This window comes from Actinomycetospora lemnae (assembly GCF_028737315.1).
Taxonomy (GTDB): domain Bacteria; phylum Actinomycetota; class Actinomycetes; order Mycobacteriales; family Pseudonocardiaceae; genus Actinomycetospora; species Actinomycetospora lemnae.
The window spans coordinates 200,107-226,714 of sequence record NZ_JAQZAO010000010.1; the positions used below are offsets into that span (position 1 = coordinate 200,107).

The 26,608-nt window shown below is 72.9% G+C and carries 24 protein-coding genes; 11 read left to right on the plus strand and 13 right to left on the minus strand.

Translation table 11 applies throughout. The features are described from left to right. Positions 1-325: 325 nt before the first annotated feature. The gene (locus tag PGB27_RS22340; RefSeq protein ID WP_274202624.1) at positions 326-565 is read right to left on the minus strand and encodes a hypothetical protein; all 240 of its coding nucleotides are present in this window, start codon (positions 563-565) and stop codon (positions 326-328) included. 324 nt (positions 566-889) lie between these two features. On the opposite strand from PGB27_RS22340, the gene ctaD reads away from it, so the two are divergent. Continuing rightward, complete coding sequence (gene ctaD, locus PGB27_RS22345) at positions 890-2,647, plus strand: aa3-type cytochrome oxidase subunit I (protein WP_274202625.1); 1,758 nt, start codon at positions 890-892, stop codon at positions 2,645-2,647. Between the two features lie 494 nt (positions 2,648-3,141). Here ctaD and PGB27_RS22350 read toward each other — a convergent pair whose 3' ends face one another. From PGB27_RS22350 to PGB27_RS22360, 3 genes are read right to left on the minus strand one after another with little or no spacing between them, the layout of a single operon-like run. After that, positions 3,142-3,594 (minus strand): DUF1931 family protein, encoded by a 453-nt coding sequence (locus PGB27_RS22350; protein ID WP_274202626.1) that lies wholly within the window; start codon positions 3,592-3,594, stop codon positions 3,142-3,144. A gap of 1 nt (position 3,595) precedes the next feature. After that, positions 3,596-5,323: an FAD-dependent oxidoreductase gene (locus PGB27_RS22355; RefSeq protein ID WP_274202627.1), complete on the minus strand. Its 1,728-nt coding sequence runs from the start codon at positions 5,321-5,323 to the stop codon at positions 3,596-3,598. Continuing rightward, positions 5,320-5,592: a UBP-type zinc finger domain-containing protein gene (locus tag PGB27_RS22360; RefSeq protein ID WP_274202628.1), complete on the minus strand. Its 273-nt coding sequence runs from the start codon at positions 5,590-5,592 to the stop codon at positions 5,320-5,322. Before PGB27_RS22360 ends, PGB27_RS22355 begins: the two co-directional genes overlap by 4 nt. A 478-nt stretch (positions 5,593-6,070) precedes the next feature. Here PGB27_RS22360 and PGB27_RS22365 point away from each other — a divergent pair, with 478 nt between their 5' ends. The 7 genes from PGB27_RS22365 to trxA are packed head-to-tail and all read left to right on the plus strand — an operon-like array spanning position 6,071 to position 13,517. Next, on the plus strand, positions 6,071-6,565 hold the full coding sequence (locus PGB27_RS22365; protein WP_332843861.1) for an Hsp20/alpha crystallin family protein: 495 nt from the start codon (positions 6,071-6,073) through the stop codon (positions 6,563-6,565). 27 nt (positions 6,566-6,592) lie between these two features. Continuing rightward, positions 6,593-8,497: a molecular chaperone DnaK gene (dnaK, locus tag PGB27_RS22370; protein WP_274202630.1), complete on the plus strand. Its 1,905-nt coding sequence runs from the start codon at positions 6,593-6,595 to the stop codon at positions 8,495-8,497. A gap of 10 nt (positions 8,498-8,507) precedes the next feature. Continuing rightward, positions 8,508-9,137 carry a nucleotide exchange factor GrpE gene (locus PGB27_RS22375; protein WP_274202631.1) on the plus strand — a complete coding sequence of 210 codons (630 nt, stop codon included), beginning with the start codon at positions 8,508-8,510 and terminating at the stop codon, positions 9,135-9,137. Positions 9,138-9,143: 6 nt separating this feature from the next. After that, complete coding sequence (locus PGB27_RS22380) at positions 9,144-10,097, plus strand: J domain-containing protein (RefSeq protein WP_274202632.1); 954 nt, start codon at positions 9,144-9,146, stop codon at positions 10,095-10,097. A gap of 17 nt (positions 10,098-10,114) precedes the next feature. After that, positions 10,115-10,429 (plus strand): chaperone modulator CbpM, encoded by a 315-nt coding sequence (locus tag PGB27_RS22385; protein ID WP_274202633.1) that lies wholly within the window; start codon positions 10,115-10,117, stop codon positions 10,427-10,429. Then, positions 10,429-13,071 carry an ATP-dependent chaperone ClpB gene (clpB, locus tag PGB27_RS22390; protein ID WP_274202634.1) on the plus strand — a complete coding sequence of 881 codons (2,643 nt, stop codon included), beginning with the start codon at positions 10,429-10,431 and terminating at the stop codon, positions 13,069-13,071. The genes PGB27_RS22385 and clpB overlap by 1 nt, the downstream gene beginning before the upstream one ends. Continuing rightward, the gene (gene trxA, locus PGB27_RS22395) at positions 13,068-13,517 is read left to right on the plus strand and encodes a thioredoxin (RefSeq protein ID WP_274202635.1); all 450 of its coding nucleotides are present in this window, start codon (positions 13,068-13,070) and stop codon (positions 13,515-13,517) included. Before clpB ends, trxA begins: the two co-directional genes overlap by 4 nt. Here the strand turns inward: trxA and PGB27_RS22400 are convergent. After that, on the minus strand, positions 13,514-15,205 hold the full coding sequence (locus tag PGB27_RS22400; RefSeq protein ID WP_274202636.1) for a PucR family transcriptional regulator: 1,692 nt from the start codon (positions 15,203-15,205) through the stop codon (positions 13,514-13,516). The genes trxA and PGB27_RS22400 overlap by 4 nt on opposite strands. A gap of 223 nt (positions 15,206-15,428) precedes the next feature. On the opposite strand from PGB27_RS22400, the gene PGB27_RS22405 reads away from it, so the two are divergent. Further along, the gene (locus tag PGB27_RS22405) at positions 15,429-16,397 is read left to right on the plus strand and encodes an AraC family transcriptional regulator (protein ID WP_274202637.1); all 969 of its coding nucleotides are present in this window, start codon (positions 15,429-15,431) and stop codon (positions 16,395-16,397) included. A gap of 540 nt (positions 16,398-16,937) precedes the next feature. Here the strand turns inward: PGB27_RS22405 and PGB27_RS22410 are convergent. The 8 genes from PGB27_RS22410 to PGB27_RS22445 form a co-directional block, all read right to left on the minus strand. Next, the gene (locus tag PGB27_RS22410) at positions 16,938-17,399 is read right to left on the minus strand and encodes an STAS domain-containing protein (protein WP_274202638.1); all 462 of its coding nucleotides are present in this window, start codon (positions 17,397-17,399) and stop codon (positions 16,938-16,940) included. 143 nt (positions 17,400-17,542) lie between these two features. Continuing rightward, positions 17,543-18,049, minus strand: coding sequence for a general stress protein (locus PGB27_RS22415; protein ID WP_274202639.1), 507 nt, complete (start codon positions 18,047-18,049; stop codon positions 17,543-17,545). Between the two features lie 289 nt (positions 18,050-18,338). Further along, entirely contained in the window at positions 18,339-19,094 is a 756-nt protein-coding gene (locus PGB27_RS22420) for a hypothetical protein (RefSeq protein WP_274202640.1), read from the minus strand. A 46-nt stretch (positions 19,095-19,140) separates the two neighbouring features. After that, positions 19,141-19,806, minus strand: coding sequence for an STAS domain-containing protein (locus PGB27_RS22425; protein WP_274202641.1), 666 nt, complete (start codon positions 19,804-19,806; stop codon positions 19,141-19,143). A gap of 155 nt (positions 19,807-19,961) precedes the next feature. Continuing rightward, positions 19,962-21,155 carry a GtrA domain-containing protein gene (locus tag PGB27_RS22430; RefSeq protein ID WP_274202642.1) on the minus strand — a complete coding sequence of 398 codons (1,194 nt, stop codon included), beginning with the start codon at positions 21,153-21,155 and terminating at the stop codon, positions 19,962-19,964. 299 nt (positions 21,156-21,454) lie between these two features. Beyond that, the gene (locus tag PGB27_RS22435; protein ID WP_274202643.1) at positions 21,455-21,826 is read right to left on the minus strand and encodes a hypothetical protein; all 372 of its coding nucleotides are present in this window, start codon (positions 21,824-21,826) and stop codon (positions 21,455-21,457) included. 40 nt (positions 21,827-21,866) lie between these two features. Beyond that, positions 21,867-23,036, minus strand: a complete 1,170-nt coding sequence (locus PGB27_RS22440; protein ID WP_274202644.1) for a zinc-dependent alcohol dehydrogenase — start codon at positions 23,034-23,036, stop codon at positions 21,867-21,869. A 23-nt stretch (positions 23,037-23,059) separates the two neighbouring features. Beyond that, positions 23,060-23,995 (minus strand): SRPBCC family protein, encoded by a 936-nt coding sequence (locus PGB27_RS22445; RefSeq protein WP_274202645.1) that lies wholly within the window; start codon positions 23,993-23,995, stop codon positions 23,060-23,062. Positions 23,996-24,315: 320 nt separating this feature from the next. Here PGB27_RS22445 and PGB27_RS22450 point away from each other — a divergent pair, with 320 nt between their 5' ends. Together PGB27_RS22450 and PGB27_RS22455 are read left to right on the plus strand one after the other, a co-directional pair. After that, entirely contained in the window at positions 24,316-25,053 is a 738-nt protein-coding gene (locus tag PGB27_RS22450) for a GAF and ANTAR domain-containing protein (protein WP_274202670.1), read from the plus strand. 121 nt (positions 25,054-25,174) lie between these two features. Next, complete coding sequence (locus tag PGB27_RS22455; RefSeq protein WP_274202646.1) at positions 25,175-26,602, plus strand: PucR family transcriptional regulator; 1,428 nt, start codon at positions 25,175-25,177, stop codon at positions 26,600-26,602. The last annotated feature ends 6 nt before the right edge of the window (positions 26,603-26,608 follow it).

Below are 26,608 nucleotides of genomic sequence, written 5' to 3' on the forward strand. Positions count from 1 at the left end.
GCGCGCGGCACCCGAGGAGACCGCGGCGGCGAGAACTCGTTCCGCGCCCGGGAACACCGGCCTTGACCAGTAGCCAGGGGAGACCGGCACCCTCGTTGTCCTGGCCCCCGCGGCGCCTGCGTGCAGGACCACCGGTGACGCCAGCGGCCCCGCTTCCAGCTCGCCCCCCCGGCGGAGGCGGGGTCGTCACCGGGGGGAGATCGCTGAGGCGACAGCGACCCCCTCGACGTCGACCATGAGCTCGGTCCGGAGCGGGACATCCACCCTCGGGCGCGACGGACCGTCACCCGGAGCAGGTCGTCGCGAGCGATGGGACGATGTCGCGCTACGCGGCCGCGAGGACCGCGCGGCCGCTGTCGGTGATCGTCGGGACGCCGGGGCCGGACCCGTCGGCGATGAGCCCGGCGGCGGCGAGGCGGTGACCGACGAGCTGGTCGGCGCAGTAGACGCCGTCGACGAGCAGCGGTGTGCCGATCTCGCCGGAGCGCCGGCAGCGTCCGCCCGCCACCGCGCGCAGGACCGCGCGGTCCCGGTGGCTGAGCAGCTCGTGCGTCGTCGTGGTCATGGTCGGCTCCCTCCGCGGGTCGGTGTGCTCTCACCTCCTCGACGAACGGGCCGCCCCGACTTCGACACCGAGCGGGACGAATCGCTGCAGTTTCCCGGTCGCGCCCGGTCGAGATGCTCGACCGGGCGGACCGAGACCCGGGCTCCGGTCACCCCGCACGGTCACGGAGAGACGAGGTCGGTCGGGTTGCTGGTCGACCGCGGGGTGGATGTCGTCTGGTCGGCTCGAGGACGGCGCGCGCTCGGCCCGACAGGACGAGACGCGGGGGCAGGCTCCACCGGCCAGGGCGATGACCTCCGGCCGGCGGCGCCGCACCGTCGGGCGATGAGCACCGTCGCGCCCGCGCCGATCGTCACCCCACCACATCCTCCGCGCCGCGCACGGCCGGGCGCGGGCCTGATCCGGATGCTGTCGACGACCGACCCGAAGGACATCGCGATCCTGTACCTGATCACGTCGTTCGGGTTCTTCCTGATCGGCGGGCTCATGGCGCTGCTGATGCGCGCCGAGCTGGCGCAGCCGGGGCTGCAGATCCTGTCGGTGGACCAGTACAACCAGCTGTTCACCATGCACGGCACGATCATGCTGCTGCTCTACGCGACGCCGATCCTGTTCGGGTTCGCCAACTACATCGTGCCGCTGCAGATCGGGGCCCCGGACGTCGCGTTCCCGCGGTTGAACGCCTTCTCGTACTGGCTGTTCCTCTTCGGCGGCCTCATCGTCATCTCCGGCTTCGTCACCCCGGACGGCGCCGCGTCCGCGGGGTGGTACGCGTACACCCCGCTCTCGGACATCCCCTACACGCCCCGGCTCGGGCAGGACCTGTGGGCAGTCGGGCTCGTCGTGTCCGGGTTGGGCACGATCCTCGGCGCGGTCAACTTCGTGACGACCATCGCCTGCATGCGCGCCCCGGGCATGACGATGTTCCGGATGCCCATCTTCACCTGGAACATCCTCGTCACGATGTTCCTGGTCCTCACGGCGTTCCCGATCCTCGCGGCGGCGCTGCTGGCGCTGGAGGCCGACCGGCGCCTCGGCGCGCACATCTACGACCCGGAGAACGGCGGCGCCATCCTGTGGCAGCACCTGTTCTGGTTCTTCGGCCACCCCGAGGTCTACATCGTCGCGCTGCCCTTCTTCGGCATCGTCACCGAGATCTTCCCGGTGTTCAGCCGCAAGCCCGTCTTCGGCTACAAGACCCTGGTCTTCGCGACCATCGCCATCGGCGCGCTCTCGGTCGCGGTCTGGGCCCACCACATGTACGCCACCGGGGCCGTGCTGCTGGGCTTCTTCGCCTTCACGACCTACCTCATCGCCGTGCCGACCGGCATCAAGTTCTTCAACTGGATCGGCACCATGTGGCGCGGCCAGCTCACCTTCGAGACACCGATGCTGTTCTCCGTCGGCTTCCTGGTGACGTTCCTCCTGGGCGGTCTCACCGGCGTCCTGCTCGCCAGCCCGCCACTGGACTTCCACCTCAACGACAGCTACTTCGTCGTGGCGCACTTCCACTACGTGCTGTTCGGCACGATCGTGTTCGCCACCTACGCCGGCATCTACTTCTGGTTCCCGAAGATGACCGGCCGGATGATGGACGAGCGCATCGGCAAGGTCCACTTCTGGCTGACCTTCATCGGGTTCCACCTGACGTTCCTGGTGCAGCACTGGCTGGGCAACGAGGGCATGCCGCGCCGCTACGCCGACTACCTGGCCACCGACGACTTCACCACGCTGAACACGATCTCCTCGATCGGCGCGTTCATCCTGGGCGCCTCGACGCTGCCCTTCCTCTGGAACGTGTTCCACAGCTACCGCTTCGGCCGGCCGGTGGAGGTCGACGACCCGTGGGGTCACGGCAACTCGCTGGAGTGGGCCACCTCGTGCCCGCCGCCGCGGCACAACTTCACCGAGCTGCCGCGCATCCGTTCCGAGCGCCCGGCGTTCGAGCTGCACTACCCGCACATGGCCGATCGTCTGCGGATGGAGGCGCACACCGGCAGCGGCGCCCCGAGCATCGGCGAGAGCGCCGCAGGGGCCACCGGACAGGAGCACCTGCCGGGCAGCGACCCGCGCAACCGGTAGCACCGCCCGCCGGCGCGGGTCAGGTGCCGGGCAAGCTGCTGACGCGCGTCGTCCTCGGAGCCCTGGCCATCGGGTCGCCACATCAGCTCCGGGCTCCAGATCGGGCACGACCGACGCCCGGCCACCCCCAGCACAGACCCCCAGCCCCACCCCGTCCATCGCCCAACGGCCGCCGGTTGCCGTCACCGGATCGACCACGACCCGCCCACTGAACGAGTCTCCGTGGCGTCCACCGACCAGGACACCGACCAGGACCGGCCACCCCCGACCCCGGCCTCGACGGTCTGCACCTGCCCTCGGTGGACTCCCCGACCTGGCCGAACGGTCGTCGCCCCCCGGCGACCGGCGGTCACGACGGGATGGGTCCGGCCCGGTCCCCCCTCCCCCGGGTGATCCGGACCGGACCCATCCCGCACCCCTCGAGGTGCCCGACGCCCGTCGCCCGGACGACACCTGACGTCGTCCCACGCACCGGGGACGCCCGGGCGGCGGCGTCAGAACACCTGCCGGAAGATCGTGGTGACCCGCTCCCAGTGGTCCGTCCCGGGGTTGACGACCTCGGGGTCGACCGCGCGGAAGGTCCGCGCGAGGGCGACGGCGAGAGCGCCGAAGAGCTCGACCAACATGTCCTCGGTCTCCTCCGAGAAGGTCACGTCGGCGGGTGGGCGACGCACGGACTGCGCGAGCAGGCCACGGATCTCGCCGGCCTCCTCGAGCTCGTCGAACTCCCGCATCCGCTCCTGGACCCCCTTCGTGATGGGGAGGTCCTGGGGTGCGATCACGTCTCGGCCGTTCCACGTGGCGGCGTTGCGACCGGTGATCGCGATGTCGTCGATCATGTCGTCGACGAAGGCACGGAAACGCTTCACGTCGTTCCGATCGACCTTGACGTGTCCCACCGAGCGGAAGAGACGCTGGAACACCGGGACACCGGACGGGACAGACATGTCAGCTCCTGCTGGTGACCCGGGACAGGTACTCGTGCGCGAGGCGGACCGCCATGGCGCCCTCGCCGACCGCGGACGCGACGCGCTTGATCGACCCGCTGCGCACGTCGCCCGCCGCGAACACGCCGGGGACGTCGGTCTCCAGCGTCGTCGGCGTGGACTCCGTCGCTCCCCCGTCCCCGCCGTCGTCGTCCGGGTGCGCGAGGGCGCGGCCGGTGCGGACGTAGCCGCCGTCGTCGAGCGCGACCGCCCCGGCGAGCCAGCCGGTGCACGGGCTGGCGCCGATGAACACCATGAGCTCGCGGGCGGGCAGCTCCGCGCGCTCGCCACTCGTGGTGTCCTCCACGACCACCGCCTCGAGGCGGCCGTCCTCGCCCTCCAGACCGCGCACCTCGGAGTGCAGACGGACCTCGATGCGGGGGTCGCGCTGAATCCGGTCGGCCAGGTAGCGCGACATGTACTCGTCGAGGGAGTGCTCGCGCGCGACCAGTCGGACCGACCGGGCGTGGTCGGCGAGGAAGAGCGTGGCCTGGCCGGCCGAGTTCCCGCCGCCCACGACCACGACCGGGTCGTCCACGCACAGCTGGGCCTCGACGAGGGTCGCGGCGTAGTAGACGCTGGTCTGCTCGAACTCCTCGAGCCGCGGTACCGGCAACCGGCGATAGCGGGCCCCGGTCGCGACCACGAGGGTGCGCGTGGGGATGGCGTCCCCGTCGGCCAGCCGGACCGTGGTGTGCGGCCCCGTGACGTCGAGTGTCACCGCATCGGCGGGCACGGTCGCCGTCGCGCCGAACTTCCGCGCCTGTACCTCAGCGCGCTCGGCGAGCTCGGCGCCGGAGATCCCGGCCGGGAAGCCGAGATAGTTCTCGATGCGCGACGACCGTGCGGCCTGGCCGCCGGTGGCGACGGCGTCGAGGATCTGGGTCTCCAGTCCCTCCGAGGCCGCGTAGACGGCGGCGGCGAGGCCGGCGGGCCCGGCCCCGACCACGAGGAGATCGCACAGCCGGGTCGTGGGCCGGTCGGGACGCCGCCCGACCAGCGTGGCGAGCTCGGCGGTGTCGGGGTTGCGCAGCACACGGTCGCGCCAGAGCACGACGGGGGTCTCCGCCGCCGTGATCCCGAGCCCGCGCAGCAGGGCCTCGGCCTCGACGTCGGCCTCGACGTCGACGAACCGGTGCGGGAGCCGGTTGCGGGCCGCGAACTCACGCAGCCTGCGGGTGTCCGGGGAGTACCGGGACCCGACGATGCGGAAGCCCAGCCCTTCGCCGATCGCGAGCGTGCGCCGTGTCAGGTACGCGCGCAGGACCTCGTCACCGAAGGCCTGGTCGCGGACCAGGACGTCCCGCAGGCGGTCGGCGGGGACCTCGAGCAGCTCACCGGGCTCCAGCACGACCGTCGAGAAGAAGGCGACCTCACCGGTCAGCAGGCCGAGCTCCCCGAGGAACCGTCCGGCTCCGTGGACGCGGACGAGCCGCTCCGCGGGGGTACCGAGCCCTTCGACGACGGCGACCCGGCCCGACAGCACCACGAGGAAGGACTCCTCGGGGCTTCCCTCGGTGACGAGCACCTCCCCGCGGTGGGTCCGCCGGCGCGACCCGTACTGGTCCAGGACCCGGATCCGGTCCTCGGACAGCCGGGGGTGGGCACCCGTGAGGTCGGGGGTCTCGCCGGGCGGTGCCGTGGCGAGCAGACGCTCCACGCCGTCGGCGACGGTCGTCTCGGAGTTCATGCGAACGCTTCGTCCACATAGCACCAGCGCCAGTGCTCGCCGGGCTGCGCCGAACGCACGATCGGGTGCCCGATGACGCCCGCGTGGGCGCGGGCGTGGCGCATCGGCGAGGAGTCGCAGCACCCGACGTGCCCGCACGTCAGGCACTGCCGCAGGTGGACCCAGGGCGTGCCCATCCGCAGGCACTCCTCGCACGCGTCAGGGCCGGGACCCACGTCGCGGATCCAGGGGATGTGCGGGTCGGTGGCCACGCCGCGTGGGGCGGTCATCAGCGGCCACCCCGCTCCGACGTCGGTCCTGTCGAGGTCGGGTACGTCAGCGGGTCGGGCCCGCGGCGCGACCCGGAGCGCAGATGTGTCACGAGGGGCTCCTGGAGGTCCGAGCTGGGGTCGCGGGCCGCGCCGGCTCACCCCGACCCGCGCCCTCACCGTCACACTCGTCCGCCGCCGGGTGAACCGGTCCGGCAGAGGCAATCGCGGAGGGCCTGGTGGACCCGATGGGTCGGTCCGCCGTCCCCGACCGCGCCGTGGCGCGCCCCTGGCCGGCGACCCGGGCCTCGGGCGCCGCGCGGCTCCCGGGGGCCTCGCTCGGCGGCGGCTGACCTCGCGGGCCCAGCCGACGCCGCGAGTTTGCGCCCACGGGACCGGTTCGACGCGGGACGGGCTGGGCGCACCGTGAGATCGCCCGGCAGCCGCCGAGGCTCACACCGAGCGCCACCGCGCAGGTTGGAGGCCCTCCATGGCACTCATGCGATTCGACCCTTTCCGGGAGTTCGACCGGCTCGCCGAGCAGGCCCTCGCCACCGGAGCACGCGCCGCACGCGGCATGCCGATGGAGGCATTGCGCCGCGGTGACGAGTTCCTCGTGTTCCTCGACCTGCCCGGCGTCCGGCGCGAGGACGTCGACATCAGCGTGGAGCGCAACGTCGTGAGCATCGCCGCCAACCGCGTTCCGCAGCGGGCGGAGGGCGACGAGGTGATCGTCGACGAGCGGCCGTACGGCGTCTTCGCCCGCCACCTGTTCCTCGGCGAGAACCTCGATCCGTCGGGGTTGTCGGCCGAGGTCGACACCGGCGTCCTGACCCTGCGGATCCCCGTCAACCCGGCGACCAAGCCCCGCAAGATCCCCGTGGCCTCGACCGTCGAGGGCAGCACCGGCCAGGACGGCCTCCCCGAGGGGAGCCAGCAGTCCGAGGGGAGCCGGCAGTCCGAGGAGAGCGCCGTCGGCGCCGGCTCCCGCTGATCCGACACCGACACAGGAGGCAGTGAGATGGCACGCGCCGCGGGTATCGACCTCGGAACCACGAACTCGGTGATCGCCGCCTGGGAAGGCGGTGCGTCCGAGGTGGTCCTGAACGCCGAGGGAGCACGAACCACTCCGTCGGTGGTCGCGTTCACCGAGGGCGGGGAACGTCTGGTCGGGCAGCTCGCCCGACGGCAGGCGATCCTCAACCCCCAGGGCACGGTCTACTCGGTGAAGCGGTTCATCGGGCGCCGTTTCGACGAGGTGCAGGAGGAGGCCGCCCAGGTCACCTACGAGGTGGTGGCCGACGAGAACGGCAACGCGCGGGTCAAGGTCCGGGACAAGATGTACGCCCCGGAGGAGATCAGCGCGATGATCCTGCGCAAGCTCGCCGACGACGCGGGCCGGCAGCTGGGAGAGAAGGTCGACAAGGTCGTCATCACGGTCCCGGCCTACTTCAACGACGCCCAGCGCACGGCGACCCGCGACGCCGGGCGGATCGCCGGACTCGACGTCCTCCGGATCATCAACGAGCCGACCGCCGCGGCGTTGGCCTACGGGCTGGACAAGCGCCAGCACGAGACGGTCCTGGTGTTCGACCTGGGCGGCGGGACGTTCGACGTCAGCATCCTCGACGTCGGGGACGGCGTCGTCGAGGTGCGCGCCACGTCCGGTGACACCCATCTGGGCGGCGACGACTTCGACCGCCGCATCGTCGACCACCTCGCGGACGGGTTCATGTCGGAGCACGGCATCGACCTGCGCAACGACCCCCAGGCCCTGCAGCGGCTGTACGAGGCGGCCGAGAAGGCGAAGGTCGAGCTGAGCTCGGTCACCCAGACCCAGATCAACCTGCCGTTCGTGACCGCCGACGCGACCGGGCCCAAGCACCTCACCACGACCGTGATGCGCTCGACGTTCGAGCGGCTCACCGCGGATCTCGTCGACCGCACGCTCGAACCGGTGAAGCGGGCGATGGCCGACGCGAAGGTCACGGCCGACGACATCGACGAGGTCATCCTCGTGGGCGGCTCCACCCGGATCCCCGCCGTGCAGGCCGTGGTGCGCCGGCTCGCCGGCGGCAAGGACGCGAACATGAGCGTGAACCCCGACGAGGTGGTCGCCGACGGCGCGGGCACCCAGGCGGGGGTGCTCACCGGTGACGTGTCCGACGTGCTGCTGCTCGACGTCACGCCGCTCTCCCTGGGGGTGGAGACCCAGGGCGGGGTCATGACGAAGATCATGGAGCGCAACACCACGATCCCTGCGCGCGGCAGCGAGACGTTCTCCACCGCCGCGGACAACCAGCCGGCGGTCGACGTGGTGGTGCTGCAGGGCGAGCGGGAGCGCGCCGCGGACAACCGCGTGCTCGGCCGCTTCCAGCTCGGCGACATCCGGCCGGCGCCACGCGGCGAGCCGCAGGTCGAGGTCACGCTGGACGTCGACGCCAACGGCATCCTCAACGTCACCGCGCGGGACCGCGACACCGGCGCGGAGCAGGGGATCACCATCTCCGAGAGCTCCAACCTCGATCAGGCCGAGGTCGACCGCATGGTCTCCGAGGCGCAGCGGAACCGGGCCTCCGATCAGGAGCTCCGGCAGGAGGTCGACGCCCGCAACGCTCTCGACGCACTCGCTCACCAGGTGCAGCGCCTGCTCGACGAGCTCGGCGAGTCCGCACCGGCGCACGAGCGGGCACGGGCCGAGATGCTGGTGACCGACGCCCGCACCGCGGTCGAGGAGCAGGCGCCGCGGACCCGGGTCGAGGAGCTGGCCCACGAGCTGCAGGGCGTGCTCGGTGGGCTCCAGGCCGCATCGTCCGGTCGGGGCACCGGCTCGCCGGACGGTGCTCCACCCGGCGCCACCGGGGGGTCGGCGGATGGTGGCGGGAGCGACGACGACGTGATCGACGCCCAGTTCGATCGCACCTGAGCCGGATCCGATGACCCCTCAGACCCCCGGGCGCGACCCGGGACCGACGACACCTCCGGCCGACGCTGCCGAGGACGTCCGCGACGGAGCAGACGGGAGGCCCGCACCGGACCCGAACCGGCCCGAGGACGAAGGAGGAGGCCCTTCCGGGGGCGACGCCACCGGTGGTGCCGTCGGGGCGGACGGGCCGGACACCCGGCCCCGTCCCTCCGTCGGCGAGCTGGAGGACCGCTGGCGGCGGGCCGTCGCGGACACCGAGAACCTGCGCAAGCGTCACGCCCGCGCGCTCGTGGAGGGACGTGCGGACGAGCGCGAGCGGGTGGCCGCGGCGTTCCTCCCGGTGCTGGACAACCTCGACCTGGCGCTGCAGCACGCGCAGGCCGACCCGGGCGCCATCGTGGAAGGGGTCCGGGCCGTCCGCGAGCAGGCGGCAGCGATCCTCGCGGCCCTGGGCTACCCCCGCCAGGACGACTCCGGCGTGCCGTTCGACCCGGCCCGCCACGAGGTGGTGGGCGTCGTCGCGCCCGGGGACGACCAGCGCGCCGGACGCGTCGTGGACGTGGTCCGGCCCGGCTACGGCACCCCGGAACAGCAGCTGCGCCCGGCTGCGGTGACCGTCACCGGGACGGCGGAGGGGTGAGAGGAGATGGCCCGCGACTTCTACGACGTGCTGGACGTGTCCCGCGACGCGGGGAGCGAGGAGATCCAGCAGGCCTTCCGCCGGCTGGCCCGCGCCAACCATCCCGACATCAACCGTGACCCGGCGGCCGAGGAGCGGTTCAAGGAGATCAACGAGGCCTACCGGGTCCTGTCCGACCCCGAGGAGCGCCGCAAGTACGACCGCTTCGGGGAGGACTTCCGCAAGGTCCCCGACGACTGGGAGCAGACCGTCGGTGCCGGGGTCGGCGGCCGCGCACGTGGTGGGCCGCGCTACGGCCCGGCGTCGGGTGTCAGCTCCGCGGACTTCGACGACCTCGGCGGGGGGATCGACCTCGAGGATCTCCTCGGCGGCATGTTCGGCCGTGGGCGCGCGCGCTCCGGGCCGATCGCCGGGGCCGACCAGGAGGTGGAGCTGCCCCTGACGGTGGAGGAGGCGTTCCGCGGCGGCCCCCGACAGGTGACGCTGACCGGGACGGACGGCCCGCGCAGCTACACGGTGACGATCCCGCCGGGCGTGACCGACGGGCAGCGCATCCGGCTGGCCGGTGAGGGCGGGCGCGGGGTCGGCGGCGGGGATCCGGGCGACCTCTACATGGTCACCCGGCTCCTCCCGCACCCCCTGTTCCGGGTGTCCGGCCGCGACATCAGTGTCGACCTGCCGCTCGCTGCGTGGGAGGCCGCGCTGGGCGGGAGCGTGCCGGTCCCGACGCCCGCGGGCGGGACGAAGGTCGAGGTCCCGCCGGGCTCGTCGACCGGGCGCCGCCTGCGCCTGCGGGGGCAGGGCATGCCGAACCCGCGGGGGGCACCGGGGGACCTGTTCGCCGAGGTCGAGGTCATGGTCCCGCCCCGGCCGACCGACGCCGAGCGGGACCTCTTCGCCCGCCTGGCCGAGGTCTCCGACTTCGACCCCCGCCGCGACACACGACGAGGCCAGCCGTGACGAGAGGTGGAGAACGCATGACGGTCCACTACCTGCCGGTGCGCCGGCCGCCGACGGCCGGGCCCCAGCGGCGGTTGAGCCGGGAGGAGTTCTGCCGGCGCAGCGGGGTGCATCCCGAGCTGCTGCGACGCTTCGTCGCCCTCGGGCTCGTCCAGGCCGTGCGGGATCCCGGCGGCGAGCTGCGGTTCCCGCCGGGCCAGCTCGCCGACGTCGCTCGCATCGAGCGCCTGCGGCGGGGGCTCGGGCTCAACTACGCCGCGATCGGGCTGGTCTGCGAACTGCTCGACCGCATCCAGGAGCTGGAACGCCAACTGCGGGAACGGAGCAGCTGATGGATCTGAACCGACTCACCCAACGGTCGCAGCAGGCGTTGTCCGCCGCCCAGGACATCGCCACCCGGGCCGGCAACACCGAGGTCGACGGCGAGCACGTGCTGCTGGCGCTGCTGGAGCAGCCCGACGGCCTGGTGCCCCGCCTGCTCACCGGGATGGGCACCGAGGTGGCACGGCTGCGCGGGGACGTCGAGGCGGCGCTGGAGCGCAAGCCGAGGACGACCCGCCCGGCGGCATCCCCGGGCCAGGTCTCGGTCACGCAGGCCCTGGCACGCGTGCTGGAGGCGGCCGAACGCGAGGCTGCTCGGCTCAAGGACGAGTACGTCTCCGTCGAGCACCTGCTGGTCGCGCTCGCCGACGAGGGCGAACGGACGGGGGCGGGGCGTCTCCTCGCCCGGCACGGGGTCACCCGCGACCGCATCCTCGCCGAGCTCACGACCATCCGCGGCAACCAGCGAGTCACCTCGGCGAGCCCGGAGGGCACCTACGAGGCGCTCACCAAGTACGGCCAGGACCTCGTCGCCATCGCGAGGACGGGCCGGATGGACCCGGTCATCGGACGCGACACCGAGGTCCGCCGGGTGATCCAGATCCTCTCCCGCAAGTCGAAGAACAACCCGGTGCTGATCGGCGATCCGGGCGTGGGGAAGACCGCCATCGTCGAGGGGCTCGCGCAGCGGATCGCGCACGGCGACGTCCCCGAGGGCCTCACCGACCGGACGATCTTCGCCCTGGACATGGGTCTGCTCATCGCCGGCGCGAAGTACCGCGGCGAGTTCGAGGAGCGGCTGCAGGCCGTGCTCGCGGAGATCAAGGCCGCCGACGGCCGAGTCCTGCTGTTCGTCGACGAGATGCACACCGTCGTCGGAGCCGGCGCCGCCGAGGGCTCGATGGACGCGAGCAACATGCTCAAGCCCATGCTCGCCCGCGGCGAACTGCACATGATCGGCGCCACCACGCTCGACGAGTACCGCAAGCACGTCGAGACGGACGCCGCGCTGGAGCGCCGCTTCCAGCCGGTCCACGTCGACCAGCCGACCATCGAGGACACCGTGTCGATCCTGCGTGGCCTGCGCGAGCGGCTGCAGGTGTTCCACGGGGTGCGGATCCAGGACGGCGCGCTGGTGGCCGCCGCGAGGCTCTCGGACCGCTACCTGACCGAGCGGTTCCTCCCGGACAAGGCGATCGACCTCGTCGACGAGGCGTGCGCCCGGCTCCGCACCGAGATCGACTCGATGCCGGCGGAGCTGGACGGGATCAGCCGTCGGGTCACCCGGCTGGAGATCGAGGAGGCGGCGCTGGCCCAGGAGGTGGACGCGGCGAGCGCGACCCGGCTGGGAGAGCTGCGTCGCGAGCTGGCCGACCTGCGCGCCGAGGCCGACGCCATGCGCGCCCAGTGGGAGGCCGAGCGGCAGGCCATCAAGCGCGTCCAGGAGCTGCGGGCGGAGCTGGAGCAGGTCCGCCACGAGGCCGAGGAGGCCGAACGCGCCTACGACCTCAACCGCGCCGCCGAGCTGCGCTACGGGCGGCTCGTCGAGCTGGAGCGCAGACTGGCCGCCGAGGAGGAGCACCTCGCGACGAAGCAGGGCGGTCGTCGCCTGTTGCGCGAGGAGGTCACCGCGGAGGAGATCGCCGCCATCGTGTCCTCCTGGACCGGCATCCCCGTCAGCCAGGTCACGGAGGGCGAGCGGGAGAAGCTGCTGCGGCTGGAGACGATCCTGCACAATCGGGTGGTCGGTCAGGAGGAGGCGGTCCGCTCGGTGTCCGACGCGATCCTGCGGGCCCGCTCCGGGATCAAGGACCCACGGCGCCCGACCGGTTCGTTCATCTTCCTCGGGCCCACCGGCGTCGGGAAGACCGAGCTGGCCAAGACGCTCGCGTCGGCCCTGTTCGACTCCGAGGACAACATGATCCGCATCGACATGAGCGAGTACCAGGAGCGGCACACCGTGTCGCGGCTGGTGGGGGCCCCGCCCGGGTACGTCGGCCACGACGAGGGCGGCCAGCTCACCGAGGCGGTCCGGCGGCGGCCCTACGCCGTCGTGCTGTTCGACGAGATCGAGAAGGCCCACCCCGACGTCTTCAACACGCTGCTGCAGGTGCTCGACGACGGTCGCCTCACCGATGCGCAGGGCCGGACGGTGAACTTCCGCAACGCCGTCGTCATCATGACCTCCAACATCGGGTCGCAGTACCTCATCGACGGCGTGACCACGAGCGGCGAGCTCAAGGACGACGCGCGCGAGCTGGTGATGGCCCAGCTGCGCGCGCACTTCCGTCCCGAGTTCCTCAACCGGGTCGACGACACCGTCCTGTTCACCCCACTGGCCCCCGACCAGATCACCGAGATCGTCGACCTGATGCTCGACGAGCTGCGGGCCCGCCTCGCCGAGCGCCGCATCGAGCTGAGCGTGACCGACGCGGCGCGGGAGTTCGTCGCCCGGGAGGGCTACGACCCGGTGTACGGGGCGCGGCCGCTGCGCCGGTTCATCGCCCGGGAGGTCGAGACCCGCGTGGCGAGAGCGCTCGTGGCGGGGGAGGTCGTCGACGGGTCGACGATCGACGTCGACGTCCGCGACGGTCGGCTCGTCGTCACCCACGACGCCCCGACCCGCGCGGAGCAGGTGGTGGTGCCGGTATGACGGCCGGGACGGACCGCAGCACGGTGGTGACCTGCCCGAACTGCGGGAAGCGCAACCGGGTGCCGGCCGTGGACGCCGGGCGGCCGAGGTGCGGCAACTGCCACGCGCACCTGCCGTGGATCGCCGAGGCGGGCGATGCCGACTTCGGCGAGGTCGCCGAGCGGTCGCCGGTGCCGGTGCTGGTCGACCTGTGGGCCACCTGGTGCGGGCCCTGTCGCATGGTGAGCCCTGCCCTGGAGCAGCTCGCCACGGAGCGGGCCGGCCGGATCAAGCTCGTGAAGGTCGACGTCGACGCCAGCCCGGGGCTCGCTCGGCGCTTCGAGACCATGGCGGTCCCCACCCTGCTCGTCCTGCGCGACGGCGACGTCGTCGCGCGCCAGGCCGGCGCGGCGCCGGCCCCGGCCCTGCGGGCATGGCTGGACGAGGCGCTCGCCGACGACGCCTAGCGCCCCATGATGTGCCATGCCCGCGTGGCGATGTGCAGGTTGAGCCGGGTGTCGACGTCGCGGAGATCGTGGCCGCTCAGCTCGCTGATGCGCCGCAGCCGGTAGCGGAGGGTGCTGCGGTGGATCCTGAGGGCCTGTGCGGTGGCGTCGTAGTTCCCACCGCACTCGTAGTAGAGCCAGAGCGTGGTGACGAGATCGGACCGGGTGTCCGCGTCGTAGTCGATCAGTCGTCCGAGCCACTCCCGGATGAACTCATCGATCTCGGTCGAGGCGTTCCGGTCGCTGAGGAGCCGGTAGATGCCCAGCTCCTCGAACATCGTCGTTCCGTGCGGCGTCGTCGACTCCTGGCGGATCCGCACCGCGCGCATCGCCTCCCGGTAGGACCGGGGCAGATCCGAGGGGGCGCCGCAGGCGCGACCCACCCCGACCGCGCCGTCCGGTGAGCGCGTGGTCTTCGCGACCAACTGGTACAGCGCGTTCCACCGGGACCCGGCCTCTGCTTCGTCCGGGCAGGCCGCGATCAGCACGATGTTCTCGCTGCGCTGGGTGACGAGCACGCCGTCCGCCGTCATGTGTCCCACGATCTGCTCGACGGCTCGGGCCAGCGCCTCGTCGGAAGCACCGCACCACCGGACGACCGCGACCCGGTGCGGGCGGGTGAGGTCGTGGCCGAGGGCGGTGGCGCGCAGCAGTGCGCTGTCGTCGTCCGTGCCGGCCAGCAGGTCGTCGACGAGATCGCGCCGCAGCCGCAGCTCGGTCTCGGCCAGTCCGCGCTGGTGGGTGAGCTCCATCGCCAGGACGACCGCGCCGTGCTGGAGGGCGAAGAGCTCGATCTCCGCGGCGCGCTGCTCCGGGTCGATCAGAGCGACGACACCGAGGACCTCGTCCCGTGGCTGGGCCACGGCGATGAGCCGATCCCGATGGCGCATCGGGCGACCACGGCGGCGGATGTCGGCCAGCAGCTCGGTCCGCTGGCGCGCCGCCGGCCTCGCGGGGCGGGTCGGGCGCCCGGGCCCGCCCCAGGCACGGAGGTTGCCGAACGGGTCCTCGACGGCGACGGGCAAGCCCGTCAGTCCGTGCAGTGCCTCGGCGAGCCCCTCCTCACCCGATCCCCGCGCCGCCACCTCCGCCAGGACTTCGTGGATGCGGCTGTGCTGCTCGAGATCCGCCACCGTCGCGGTGAGCCTGCGGTTCACCACGGTCAGCTCGAGACCCCGCTCGTGGAGCTCTCGTGCCTGGTCGCGCTCGGCGTGGTGGAGCGTGGCGCTCTGCAGGGCCGCGCCGGCCTGCTGCGCGAGCGTCGCGAGGATGTATCGCCGGTCGGCCGAGGGCGATTCGTCGGACGAGACCACCAGGTAGCCACCAGGGCTGCCCGACGTACGGAGGGGGTAGGCCCACGACCACGGTTCCCCGGGAACCGTGACCGGGCCACCGCTGCCCGGGAGCTCGGCCACCTGCTCCCGCAGGGCCGGATGGCGGTCGCCGGCGCGGGCCCCACCGTCACGGTCGAGGTAGACGCCGTGGGCACGCAGATCACCGAAAGCGGCCACCGAACGGCCGACCAGCTCGAGGATCTCGTCCTCGTCGGTGCTGTCGAACAGCCGCACGGCGAGCGCGAAGACGGTCGTCATGCTCGACAACTGCTCCCGCAGGGCGCGGATCCGTTCGGCCTGCTCCGCCACGACCACCCCGCCTCCCCACGCCCCGCGCTCCACGTCGCCGCGGGCGGGAGCACCGCGACGGTCCGGCGAGGGGGGCAGGACGTGCGGCGATGGTGCTCTGGTCCTCGACGACCGGTCAATCGTCGGTCTGCGCGCACCCGGTCGGCACCTGCGTACGGCGCCTCGCCCGTGATGAGGCGGACCGACAGCAGCTCATCGACGGCGGCGACCGTAGGGTGGTCCGGTGGCGATGGGGCCTGCAACGTTCTTCTCGTTCCGCGAGCACGACCTCGATGGTGCGAAGGCGGCCGTGGGGCAGGACTTCTTCACGACATCGATGGATCTCGTCGATCGGAAGGCCAGCTACGACTTCCGCTTCGACGGCGTCGTCCTCGGAGCCCTGGCCGTCGGGTTCGCCCACATCAGCTCCGGGCTCCAGATCGGCATGACCGACCTCGAGGACAGCTACTACGTCAACTACCCCGCCTCGGGCTCGATGCACGCCCGCCACCGCCACCACCAGCTGGACGTCGCCCCCGGCCGAGGCGCGGTCTACCACCCCATCGGCCCGGTCGCCATGACCACCAGCGACGACTACGGCTCCTACGCCGTACGCGTCGACCGCCGCGCCGTCAACGAGGCCCTCGAAGAACAGCTCGGTCATCCCGTGCCACCGGACCCGGTGCTGGCACCACACCTCGACCTGCACAGCCCCCCGGGCCGACGCTGGGACCGGCTGATCCGACTCCTGTGCCACGAGGCCCGCACCACCCCGAGCGTGCTGACCCACCCCATGATCGCCGCACCCCTGCACGACGCCGTGATCACCGGCCTCGTCCACACGGCCGGACACCGCTGGCGCGACACGCTCCAACGCCCGACACGGTGCTGGAGCCAGACACCGGTACGCCGCGCCGTCGAGGCCATCCGCAACGACCCCACCGCGCCGTTCACCCCCACCAGCCTCGCCCACCTCGCCGGCGCCTCCACCCGCACCCTGCACGACGGCTTCCGCCGCCACCTCGACACCACCCCCATGGCCTACCTACGACTCGTCCGGCTCCACCACGCCCACACCGAGCTGCGCGCCGCCACCCCCCACGACACCACCGTCGCCGCCACCGCACACCGCTGGGGCTTCAGCCACCTGAGCCGCTTCTCCCAGACCTACCGCCAGGTCTACGGCCACCCCCCGGCCACCACCCTGCAGCACCACTGACCCCAGCCCCGCCCATCGCCCAACGGCCGCCCGTTGCCGTCACCGGATCGACCACGACCCGCCTGTTGAACGAGTCTCGGTGGCGTCACCGACAACGCCCGGCCTCCCCCCGCCCCCGACCTCGACGGCGCGAGAGCGAGCCATGACCACCGACCGCGACACGACCACCGCGCCCACGACGGGCCCTCGATGACGCTCTGAGGATCCCTGCTCCATGAAGCACGATGATGACCTGGTCGACCCTCGTCCCACCGGCGCGGACTCGCCGGGAGGCGCCCGCGTGCTCAGCGCTGGTGCCACCCTCGACGCGACGGCTGCGGCTGAGCTGCGGCGCGAGGCCAGAGCCCTGCTCGCACGCTCCGCGGATCCGCTCGTGGTCGACCTCACGGCCGTCCGCGTCGCCGAACCTGCCGCCGCCTCCAGCGCGCTCCGCGATCTGGCCTACGAGGCCGGCGAGGCGGACATCGACCTCCGCGTCGTCCGGGACCCGGGGGCACCCGAGACGGCCCGGGCCCTCCTCGACGAGACCTTGTTCGAGATCTACCCCAGCCTCGACGCGGCGCTGGACGGCGCCATCGAGGCGTCGCCGCCAGGCGACCTCCCCGGCCGCCCTCCTGCGCCCGGGGAGAGATAGGCGGCCCACGGAGGCGCTCGGTGGACGGCGTCGAAGATGGTGAAGGCCTCGGTCAGGGTGGCCCCCTCGAGCTCGTCGGCCAGGGACGAGGGCGGGGACCGCAGCTCCACGCGGCAGCCCTCACGAGCGCGGCGTCGACAGAGCTGGTCGAGGACGGTGGTCAGTCCCGGGACGGAGTGCTGGACCTGGGAGAGGTCCAGGACCAGCTCGCCACCGGACGGGCCGGCGAGACGGGGATCGTCGCTCAGGGCCCGCAGGCGGTCCAGCATCCCCGAGTCGACGACGCCACCGACCGCGACCGCGAGGCCGTTGCCGGCGTAGGCCCGCATCGCGATGGTCGGCTCGTCGCGGTGTTCGGCGCCGATCACCTCGGCGAGGGTCTCGAGCGCGGCTCCGCACCGCAACCTCTCCCTCGCGACAGGCGACGGAGTCATCCGCCCGCCCTCGGCGTCGGGGGTCCCGGACGGCTCGCCGTTCGTGGTGTCGAGGTCGACGCCCACCGCCCTGGCCGTCAACGGTCCCATCCCAGGATGTGGACGGCGTCGGCGGCCACGTCCTCGTCGACCATCAGCTCGTACGTCCGGGGGCGCATGGCCGTGGCGGAGGAGAAGTCGCGCCGTCCTCCCTGCATGGCGTGGACCAGCAGCCCGAGCAGGGCGCCGACGATCGCTCCGAAGACGAGCCCGTACACCATGAGCAGGAGCCAGCCGATCACCGGGATGATCCAGCTGAGCAGCCCGAAGAGCCACCCGATCAGTGCGCCGGTGACGGCGCCGCCGGCCGCCCCACGCAGGGCGGCCCGGGGATAGTCCAGGCGCCCGGTGACCTGCTCGACGACTTCGAGGTCACGCCCCACGATGGCGACCCGATGGACGGGGAAGCCGCGGTCGGACAGGGCGTCGACGGCCTGCTCGGCATCGGCGTAGTTCCGGAAGCTGGCGATGGACCGGCGTGACGGTGCGCTCGGCACCGCGCGACGCTCCGGCGGCGCCGTGACACGGGAAGGGTTGTCGCTCATCGTCCTCTGCCTCGATTCGTCGTGCTGGGGGTGAGATCGGTCCCCGGGTGGAGTCGCACGAGGTGCGGGGACCAGCGCGGTCCACCGGGCCACCGGGATCGACGTGCGCCCACCACCGTCACATCAGCGCCGCCGCGACACATCGGCATCCGAGCGGCAAGACCGTCGGCGCGGCTCACCCCGGCGGGACCAAGGGCGGTCGGGCCCCGGCCCGGCGGACCACGAGCAAGCGCCCCTCGCCCGTCACCGTCGCGGACGTGTCGCCGAGGGAAAGGGGGCAGGTCGGTGGTCACCCCGGGGTCGGGACAGCGGGACCGTGCCTGCTCCAACCGCGGTCGTGGGTCCACAGGAACACGGCGTGCCCCAGGATCGGGGCCAGCCAGAGGTGCGAGAGCCGGTACCCGTCGGGCGGGGGGACGGGTGGGACACCGTCGGCCCTGACGAGGGACTCGAACGCCTCCGGCGCGAGACCGGTACAGCCGACCGTCAGGTAGAGCTGGCACTCCCCCGCGGCACGGCGCCGCTGGACGGCGCGCAACGCCCGGGCCGCCGGTCCACCCGCCAGCGCATCCCGCAGCGCGGGCACCACACTGCTCATCGCCTGGTCCGCCGCGCTGCCGGGACGCAGGGTCACCGTGGCGGGGTGGTCCCGTGAGTCGGGGTGACCGAGCAGCTGTGCGGGGTCGGTGTGCACCAGCCAGTGCAGGTCGGGCACCGCCGAGATCAGGGGCGCGGGGAGGTGGCGAGGGCTGGGGACCCCGTGTGCCTCACACACGCGGGCCACGACCGGGAAGATCTCCCGTACTCGGCGCAACCGGCGCACGTCGTTGACCCCCACCTGCCACCACCAGCACGCCGGCGCGGTCCAGTGCATGTCGGTGTCACCGGGCGGGTGCCCCAGGACGAGCTCCTCCCCCTCGCCGAGGGCGGCCACCTCGAACGCGGCACGGTGGCCGTCCGGGTAGACCAGGCTCATCTCGTGCGAGTCCGCCGCGCGCTCGACGTCCACGCCGAGGATCCGGCCCGCCACCTCGGCGGCCGCCACCTCCGTCGCGGGCGGAGTCGTCGGCCTGGCTCGCGCTCCCCGCTCGTCAGCCACCGTCGCCGGCCGGGGGCGGACCGCCGGCTGGGTGGGGGCGCCACCCGGCCTGTCGGGGGATGCGGCCCGTCCCGGTGTCGATGACCGCGCGGTGCCGAGCCGCCGTGTGCGGCTCCGCCACCTCGTCGAGCCCACCGGGGCAGCGCAGCGTCGCCCAGGTCAGCTCGGGCTGGTGGGCGCGTTCGAAGGCGGCCCGGTGGAGCGCGAAGACGCGGGCCAGCGGGTCGTCGTCCATCCCGTGCAGGACCCTGGGGGTGAGCCCGGTCAGCTCGAGCACATCTCCCCGGGCCGCCATCCTCGCCTCGACCCTGCGCAACAGTGCGGTGAGACGCTCGTCGAACCGTGCGACACGGGACAGGTCGATGACGAGGTGGCGTGATCCGGCGTCGAGCTGGCCGCGCAGGTGCGCGCCGACCGCTCTCATCGCCGAGGCGTCGAGCGCGCCGGCGAGAGCCAGAGCCGAGTACTGATCGGCACGTTGCGCCGACGCGATCGTGATCGGACCGGCGGCCTCGGCGAGCGTGCTCATGATCGCCCCTCGCAGGGTGTGCTCCAGCTCGACGAGCTCCTCCTGACGCGTCGCCCCGGGGCGCGCCTCGATCGACGAGAAGATACCGGTGTGGGACGCGCTCGGTCGGCCCGTCGTCCTGGTCGCCATGGGCACCACGGTGCACCGTGTCCGTGCCGGGGGGCTTCGTCCCACCGTTCGCAAGAAGCCCGCTCGGCGTCGACATGCCGGGTCGGGCTCGCCCTCGTCGCGGGTGTCCTCGTCGGCAGCGAGCTGAAGTCGCCCGACGATCCGGCAGACACGCCTCAGCCGGACGACGACGTTCGACCGTCGGTGTTCTCCGTTTCCTCGTCGTCCTCGGCGTCCTGGCCGATCTCGTCGCGGCGCTGGCGTTCGCGGTAGCCGTAGGCGGCGCGGCGCACGGCGTCCTCGCTGTCGAGCCCGGAGCCCAGCGCGCCGGCGACGGTGGCCAGGCCGGTGGCCAGCCAGGCGAGCAGCAGGTGGTCGCCGAGGGTCGGTGGGCGGCCCAGGCTCGAGCCGAGCACCGAGGGTTCGAGGAAGAAGAGGGATCCGAGCAGCGTGAGCACGTAGACCGCGGCGGACATGACCAGCACGCCGATGCTCAAGGTGAGCACGGTGGAGGCGTTGTAGAGGGCGGTCTCCTCGCGCTCGCCCTCGTGGCGGGCGTGTTCCCACAGGTGGTGGGCGCCGATGATCCAGGCGACCATCAGCGCGATCGACAGCACGGAGGTCAGGGTGAGCTTGCCGATCCCGAGCCGGGTGGAGAGCAGCCAGATGGTGGAGGTGATGGTCAGGTAGGCGCTGGTCCCCACGACGGCGGCCAGCGCGCTGCGCATGCCGAGCACGAGGCGCCAGGGCTGGTTGGTGCGCACCATGCCGGCGAGCAGGCGGGCCCGCCCGCGCCACGGGGTCGTGACGTAGCGCCGCGTGTGCTCGCCCTCCCCGACCCGCAACGCGTGCACCGGTTGCAGGTGCTTCGCCGCTGCGCGGCCGATCCGGCTCGGGTGGTGCTGGCCGCGGTCGAGGCCGGCGTCGGCGGTGCCGATGAGGTCGGCGACCAGGCGGACGATCGCGTTGCGCACCTCGTGGTGCTGCAGGAACGGGCCGAAGCTGGGCAGGGAGAGCCCGGCGACGCGGCGGTCGTGGTCGAGGTCGACCAGGATCGGCCGCTCGCCGTGCTGCATGGGGAGGTCGGTGAGGTAGATCCCGATGTCCCAGTCCGTGTGGGAGGTCTGGTCGGCCACCGCGCGCAGGACCTCCTCGGGGTCCTGCACCGAGGCGGTGACCGGGTGGGTCATGGTGCGGACATCCCACGTGATCTCGCCGTCGACCTGCGCGGCGAGCTCGTCGGGCAGGTCCTCGGCCAGCTTCGCCGCGAGCTCCGCGGGGGTGTCGGGATCGGCGAGCAGGCCCACCACCAGCGTCCGGCGACCGTCAGCCACCGAGCTCGCCCCCTGATCCTGGTCGAGATCGGTCATCGGTCCTCCCACCACGCACACCGCGGGCTCTCCCGGCGTGACGGCGAGGGTGGACTGCGCAGCCCGGACGGCAAACCTCGCCGACCCCCGCGGGGCACACCCCCGCCCCGACCGCGCGCCGCACGAGCGGCAACGCGGCCACGGACAGGTCTCGCCGGCGACGTCGTGGAACGCCGCTTCAGCCGGCTCAAGCAGTGGCGCGGCATCGCCAGCCGCCCCGACACACCGCCATCAACCACCGCGGCGCGATCACCTTCCACGCCACCCCGCCCTGGAATCTCATGGCCACCGGACACGGTCTAGGGCCGACCAGCCGCCTGTGCGCGGCCCGAGGGGCCGGTGGCCTCCCCGCGCCGCACCGTCGCGGCGAGCGCCCGGGCACGCTCCCTGTCCGCCTGTTCGTCCTCCAACTGCACGTACCCGTCGTTCTCGCCCCCGATGGGTCTCGCCGCGCCCTCGAGGGCCTCCCCGACGAAACGGATCGGGACCGGGAGCGACCGGTGCGTGAGCATCACCAGGAACGGGGCCGCACCGATGAACACCGCCAGGGGCGGATCGACCAGTCCCAGCGCCAGCGCGACGCCGACGCCGCCGAAGTAGCCGATCGAGCGTGGGACATCGATGAGGAACGGCCCCACCCGGATGTCATGGGCCCCGGATTCGTCCGACACGTCCGTCTCCTGATCCGTCGGGGGTCGCTCGTGCACCTGACTACGGAGTGAGGACGACCTTCTCGCAGTCGTCGGCCTTCTCCAGGAAGGTGCGGTAGCCCTTCGGCGCGTCGTCGAGCGGCATCCGGTGGGTGATGACGAAGGACGGGTCGATGTCGCCGTTGCGGACGTGGTCGAGCAGCGTCGGCATGTAGCGGTGCACGTGGCACTGGCCCGCCCGCATCGTCAGGTACCGGTTCATGAACGACCCCATCGGGAACTTGTCGGTGAACCCGCCGTAGACGCCGATGACCGAGACGATGCCACCGTTGGCGCAGCTCATGACGGCCTCGCGCAGGACGTGCGGGCGCTCGGTCTCGAGCATCGCCGCCTGCTTGGCGCGGTCGTAGGCGTGCAGGGCGTGGTTGGCGTGGTGGGCCTCCATCCCCACCGCGTCGATGCACTTGTCCGGCCCGCGCCCCCCGGTCATCTCCGCGAGGGCCTCGGGCACGGAGACCTGCTCGAAGTCCAGCGTCTCCGCGCCGGTCTCCTGCGCCAGCCGCAGCCGGTGGTCGATGCGGTCGATCGCGATGACACGCTCGGCGCCGCGCAGGAAGCAGCTCGCGATGGCGAACTGGCCCACGGGACCGGCGCCCCAGACCGCGACGACGTCGCCGGGACCGACCTCGGCCATGTCGGCGCCCATGTACCCGGTGGGGAAGATGTCCGAGAGGAAGAGGACCTTCTCGTCGGAGAGGTCCGACTCCACCTTGAGCGCCCCGAAGTCGGCGAAGGGCACCCGGGCGTACTCGGCCTGGCCACCGGGGTAGCCGCCGAGCATGTGGGAGTAGCCGAACAGAGCGGCCGGCGAGTGACCCAGCAGCTTCTCGGCGATGCCCGCGTTGGGGTTGGAGTTCTCGCACAGCGCGGTCATCCCGCGCTCGCAGGCCCCGCACACCCCGCAGGCGATGGGGAACGGGACCACGACGCGGTCGCCGACCGACAGGCCGTCGACCCCGGGGCCGATCTCGACGACCTCGCCCATGAACTCGTGGCCGAGGACGTCGCCCTCACGCATCGTGGGGATGAAGCCGTTGTAGAGGTGCAGGTCGGAGCCGCAGATGGCGGTCGACGTGATCTTCACGATGGCGTCGCGCCGGTTGAGGATCGTCGGGTCGGGAACCTCCCGGACCTCCACCGACCGCTTTCCGGTCCAGCAGTTGGCTCGCATGATCGTCTCCTCTCCGGCCCGCCTCAGGCGACCGGCTGGGCCGGTCGTTGGGCGAGCTGCTGACGGGTGGACTGGCCGGTGGGGCTGCCCTCCGAGCGGACGACCTCGCCGATCTCCAGGACCTGCTTGAAGCGGCGCAGGTCGTCGCGCAGCTGCTGGTTCGGCTCCTCGCCGAGCAGCTTCGCGGCGACGGCACCGGCGCGGCCGCCGGGCGGGCGGTAGCGCAGCTCGACCACGACCTCCGTGCCCCGCCCGCCTGCCGCGTCGCGGAACCGCACCGAGCCGGTGTTCTCCACGTCGGCGTCCCCGACGGACCTCCAGGAGATGACCTCGTCCTCGCGGTCCTCCACGATCTCGGCGTCCCAGCGGACGGTCGACCCGGCCGGCCCGACGGCCTCCCAGTGCGAACGCCCCGACGCCTCCACGCGCACCGAGCGCAGGTGCGCCATGAACTCCGGGAGGTGCTCGAGGTCGCTCCAGTGGCGATAGGTCTCCGCGCGGGACCGGTTGACGGTGACGGCGGCGACGGCCCGGCACTCGTCGGCGCCGTCGTCGCCGCGCCGGGACAGCCCGCGGGCGGCCACGACGTCCGCGACGGTCACCCCGGCGAGCGCTGCCAGGCTCAGCCCGAGACGCGCCGGCGCCGCGCCCCTCCGAGCGGCGCCGACTGCGAGGGTGGCGACGTCGAGCACGTCGCCCGCCACCCGGCTCCACAGCCAGCCCGCCGTCCCGCGGCCGCTGAGGATGCCTGCGCCCTGCACCAGCTCCCGGACGCCGCACAGCGAGGTGACCCCCCGGACGGTCGGCCCGTCAGCCCGGACCCCCGCCAGTCGTGCGACCGCGACCGGAGCGGCGAGCTGCGCCGAACCCAGCGCCAGGCTGAACATCCCCAGCCCCCGCGCCAGCTCCTCCGCGGTCTCCCGCCCGGTGGTCCTCCCGCTCGACAGCACCGCTCTCATGGCAGGTCCTCCTCTCGTGGTCCGTTCGGAAGAGGTGGTAGCCCACTCACCGTGCCGGTGCGTGCGCCGACCGTGAATCTCGTCCGCCGAGGGCGACGTGGCGTCGCCGAATGTGGTCCACCGGGTCGAGACGGCCGGCAGGGTCCACGCCGTTGTGGTCAGCGAGCCGGGCACCGGCCTGACGCGCGACGAGCACCTGCTCGTCCTCGCGGGCGAGAGGCGTGGCGCAGCTCCTGACCGACGGGGCCGATGCCCGACCGGGCGGCCGGAGGGCACGGTGCCGGCGGGCGCTGATTCGACGACAGGGGTCGCTGGTGACGATGGACGGGGAGGACGGGGCCGGCACACCATGCCCATCCGAGGCCGCGGACGAGGCGGACGAGGCGGACGAGCTCTCGGCGGTGCTGCTGGCGTCGGCGCGACTGATCGCCGGGAGCGAGCGGCTCGCCGACGCGCTGGCGCGGGTCGCGGCGGGTGCCGCGGCGGTGGTGCCGGGTGTCCGCGACGCCGGTGTCGCGGTGCGGCTTCGCGACGAGCTGTCGTCCGCGGCGCACACGACCGAGACCGCGGAGGCCGTCGACCGGACCCAGATCCGGATGGCGGAGGGCCCGTGCATCGACGCGATCGCCGGCGCCCGCACCGTGACGCTCCCCGACGCGGCCACCGAGACGCGATGGCCCCGGTTCGTGCCGGAGGCCGCACGACGCGGTGTGCGGGCCAGCCTCTCGGTACCTCTCACCAGCACGTCCCCGGCGGGGGCGGTGAACCTCCACCTCACGGGGCACGCCCTCGACGACCCCTCGACGCGGAGGCGGATCCAGCGGTCCGCGGGCCTGTTCGTCGCGTACGCCTCGCTCGGCCTCGCTGCCGTCGATCGGCTGGAGCAGCTGGAGGGTGCGCTCGGCCGGCGTGACGTCATCGGACAGGCCAAGGGCATGCTCATGCACCGCTACGACGTGGATGCCGACGAGGCCTTCGCACGCCTGCGGCGCGCCTCCCAGACCACCAACACCAAGCTCCACGAGGTCGCGTGGCTGGTCGCCTGCCGCGATCTCTGATCACTCATCCGGAACGGTCGCCGGAATCTGTCCGGGGAGCGAATCGCGCAGAGGTGATCGAGAGATTGCGCCGCGCCGATGTAGGGGTAGTCCGGAAGACATGGTTCGGGGTGATCGTTTCGTGGACAGTCGGTCCGCCGAAGGGTCCTCGTCCGGTGGCCAGGCCCTGAGCGACGGACAGGCCCGCGCGGAGGTCGAGACCGCTCTGGCCCGTGAGTACCGCTTCCAGCACCAGCTGAGCGAGGCCCTGGTCGCCGACGTCCCGGAGCAGGGGATCGCCGAGGTGCTCCAGGAGCACCTGGGCCTGGGCGTGGCCGTGGAGGACCCGTTCGGGCACGTCCTTGCCCGCGGCAGGGCCGACGGCCAGGCGCCCTGCTCGCGGCTGACGCGCGCCCAACGCGACCGCCTGGTCGACGCGGCGCGGCGGATGACGGGCCCGGTGCGGGTACGGGACCAGCTGGCGAGTCTGGCCGTGTCCCGCGGCACCGTCCTCGGCGTGGTCGTCGTCCTCGATCCGCAGGGCACCCTCGAGCCACCCGACAAGACACCGGAGCTCGACGCACGCCCCGGCAGTCCCCGGGCCGGGGCCCTGCACGCGATCGGTCTCGCGACGGGCGCCCTCACGCTGCACCTGCTGCACCGCCGCCACCTGGCGAGGACCGAACTGCGGTTGCGCCACGACCTCGTGGAGACGGTGCTGCTCGAGTGCGACCAGGACGGCCTCGAGGCCGAGGTCGATCGGCGGGTCGGACAGGCGTCGGCCCTGGGCCACGACCTCACCGGCCCCCATCGCGTGCTGGCCGTCCGACCCCGCCACGGGCACTGGCCCGACGGCCAGGCCGTGGGCGACCTGGTGGAGCAGGCCGCCCGCAGCCTCGACATGCCCTACCTGGGCACCCTCCGCGGGCAGACCGCGATCCTCGTGTGCGGGACCCCCGGCGCGTGGCTCGGCGACGGGTCACCGACCGCACCTTGGTCGGGCCGCCCAGCGACCGGCTCGGGCGTCGGGGCGACCGGGTCGCACGAGCCGCGCTCCGGGTCGGCCTGGCAAGCCGTCCACGACGCCTTCACCCACGTGCTGCAGGACGCGCCGGCCGTCGGGGTCGGCAGCTACGTCGACCGGCCCGAGCACCTGCCCCGCTCGTACCGCGAGGCGATGCAGGCCCTCACGGTCCGCACGCGCCAGGCCGACCCCCGGGGCCTGCTCACGTTCGAGGATCTCGGCCTCTACCGGCTCCTCGCCACCCCCGAGGGCCGCCGGGAGGCCGGCGCGTTCGTCGAGGACTGGATCGGCAGTCTGCTCGCCTACGACGCCGAACGGCAGGCCGATCTGGTGCACACCCTCGGGGTCTACCTCGACCACGGCGGCAACTACGACGCCACCGCGGCGGCGCTGCACATCCACCGCTCCACGCTGCGCTACCGCCTCCAGCGCATCCGGGAACTGTCGGGGCACGACCTCACCCACACCGACACCCGGCTGAACCTGCACGTCGCCGTGCGCGCCGCCGTCGTCGCCGACCCGGCCGTCCTGCCCGGGTCGGAGTGAGGACGC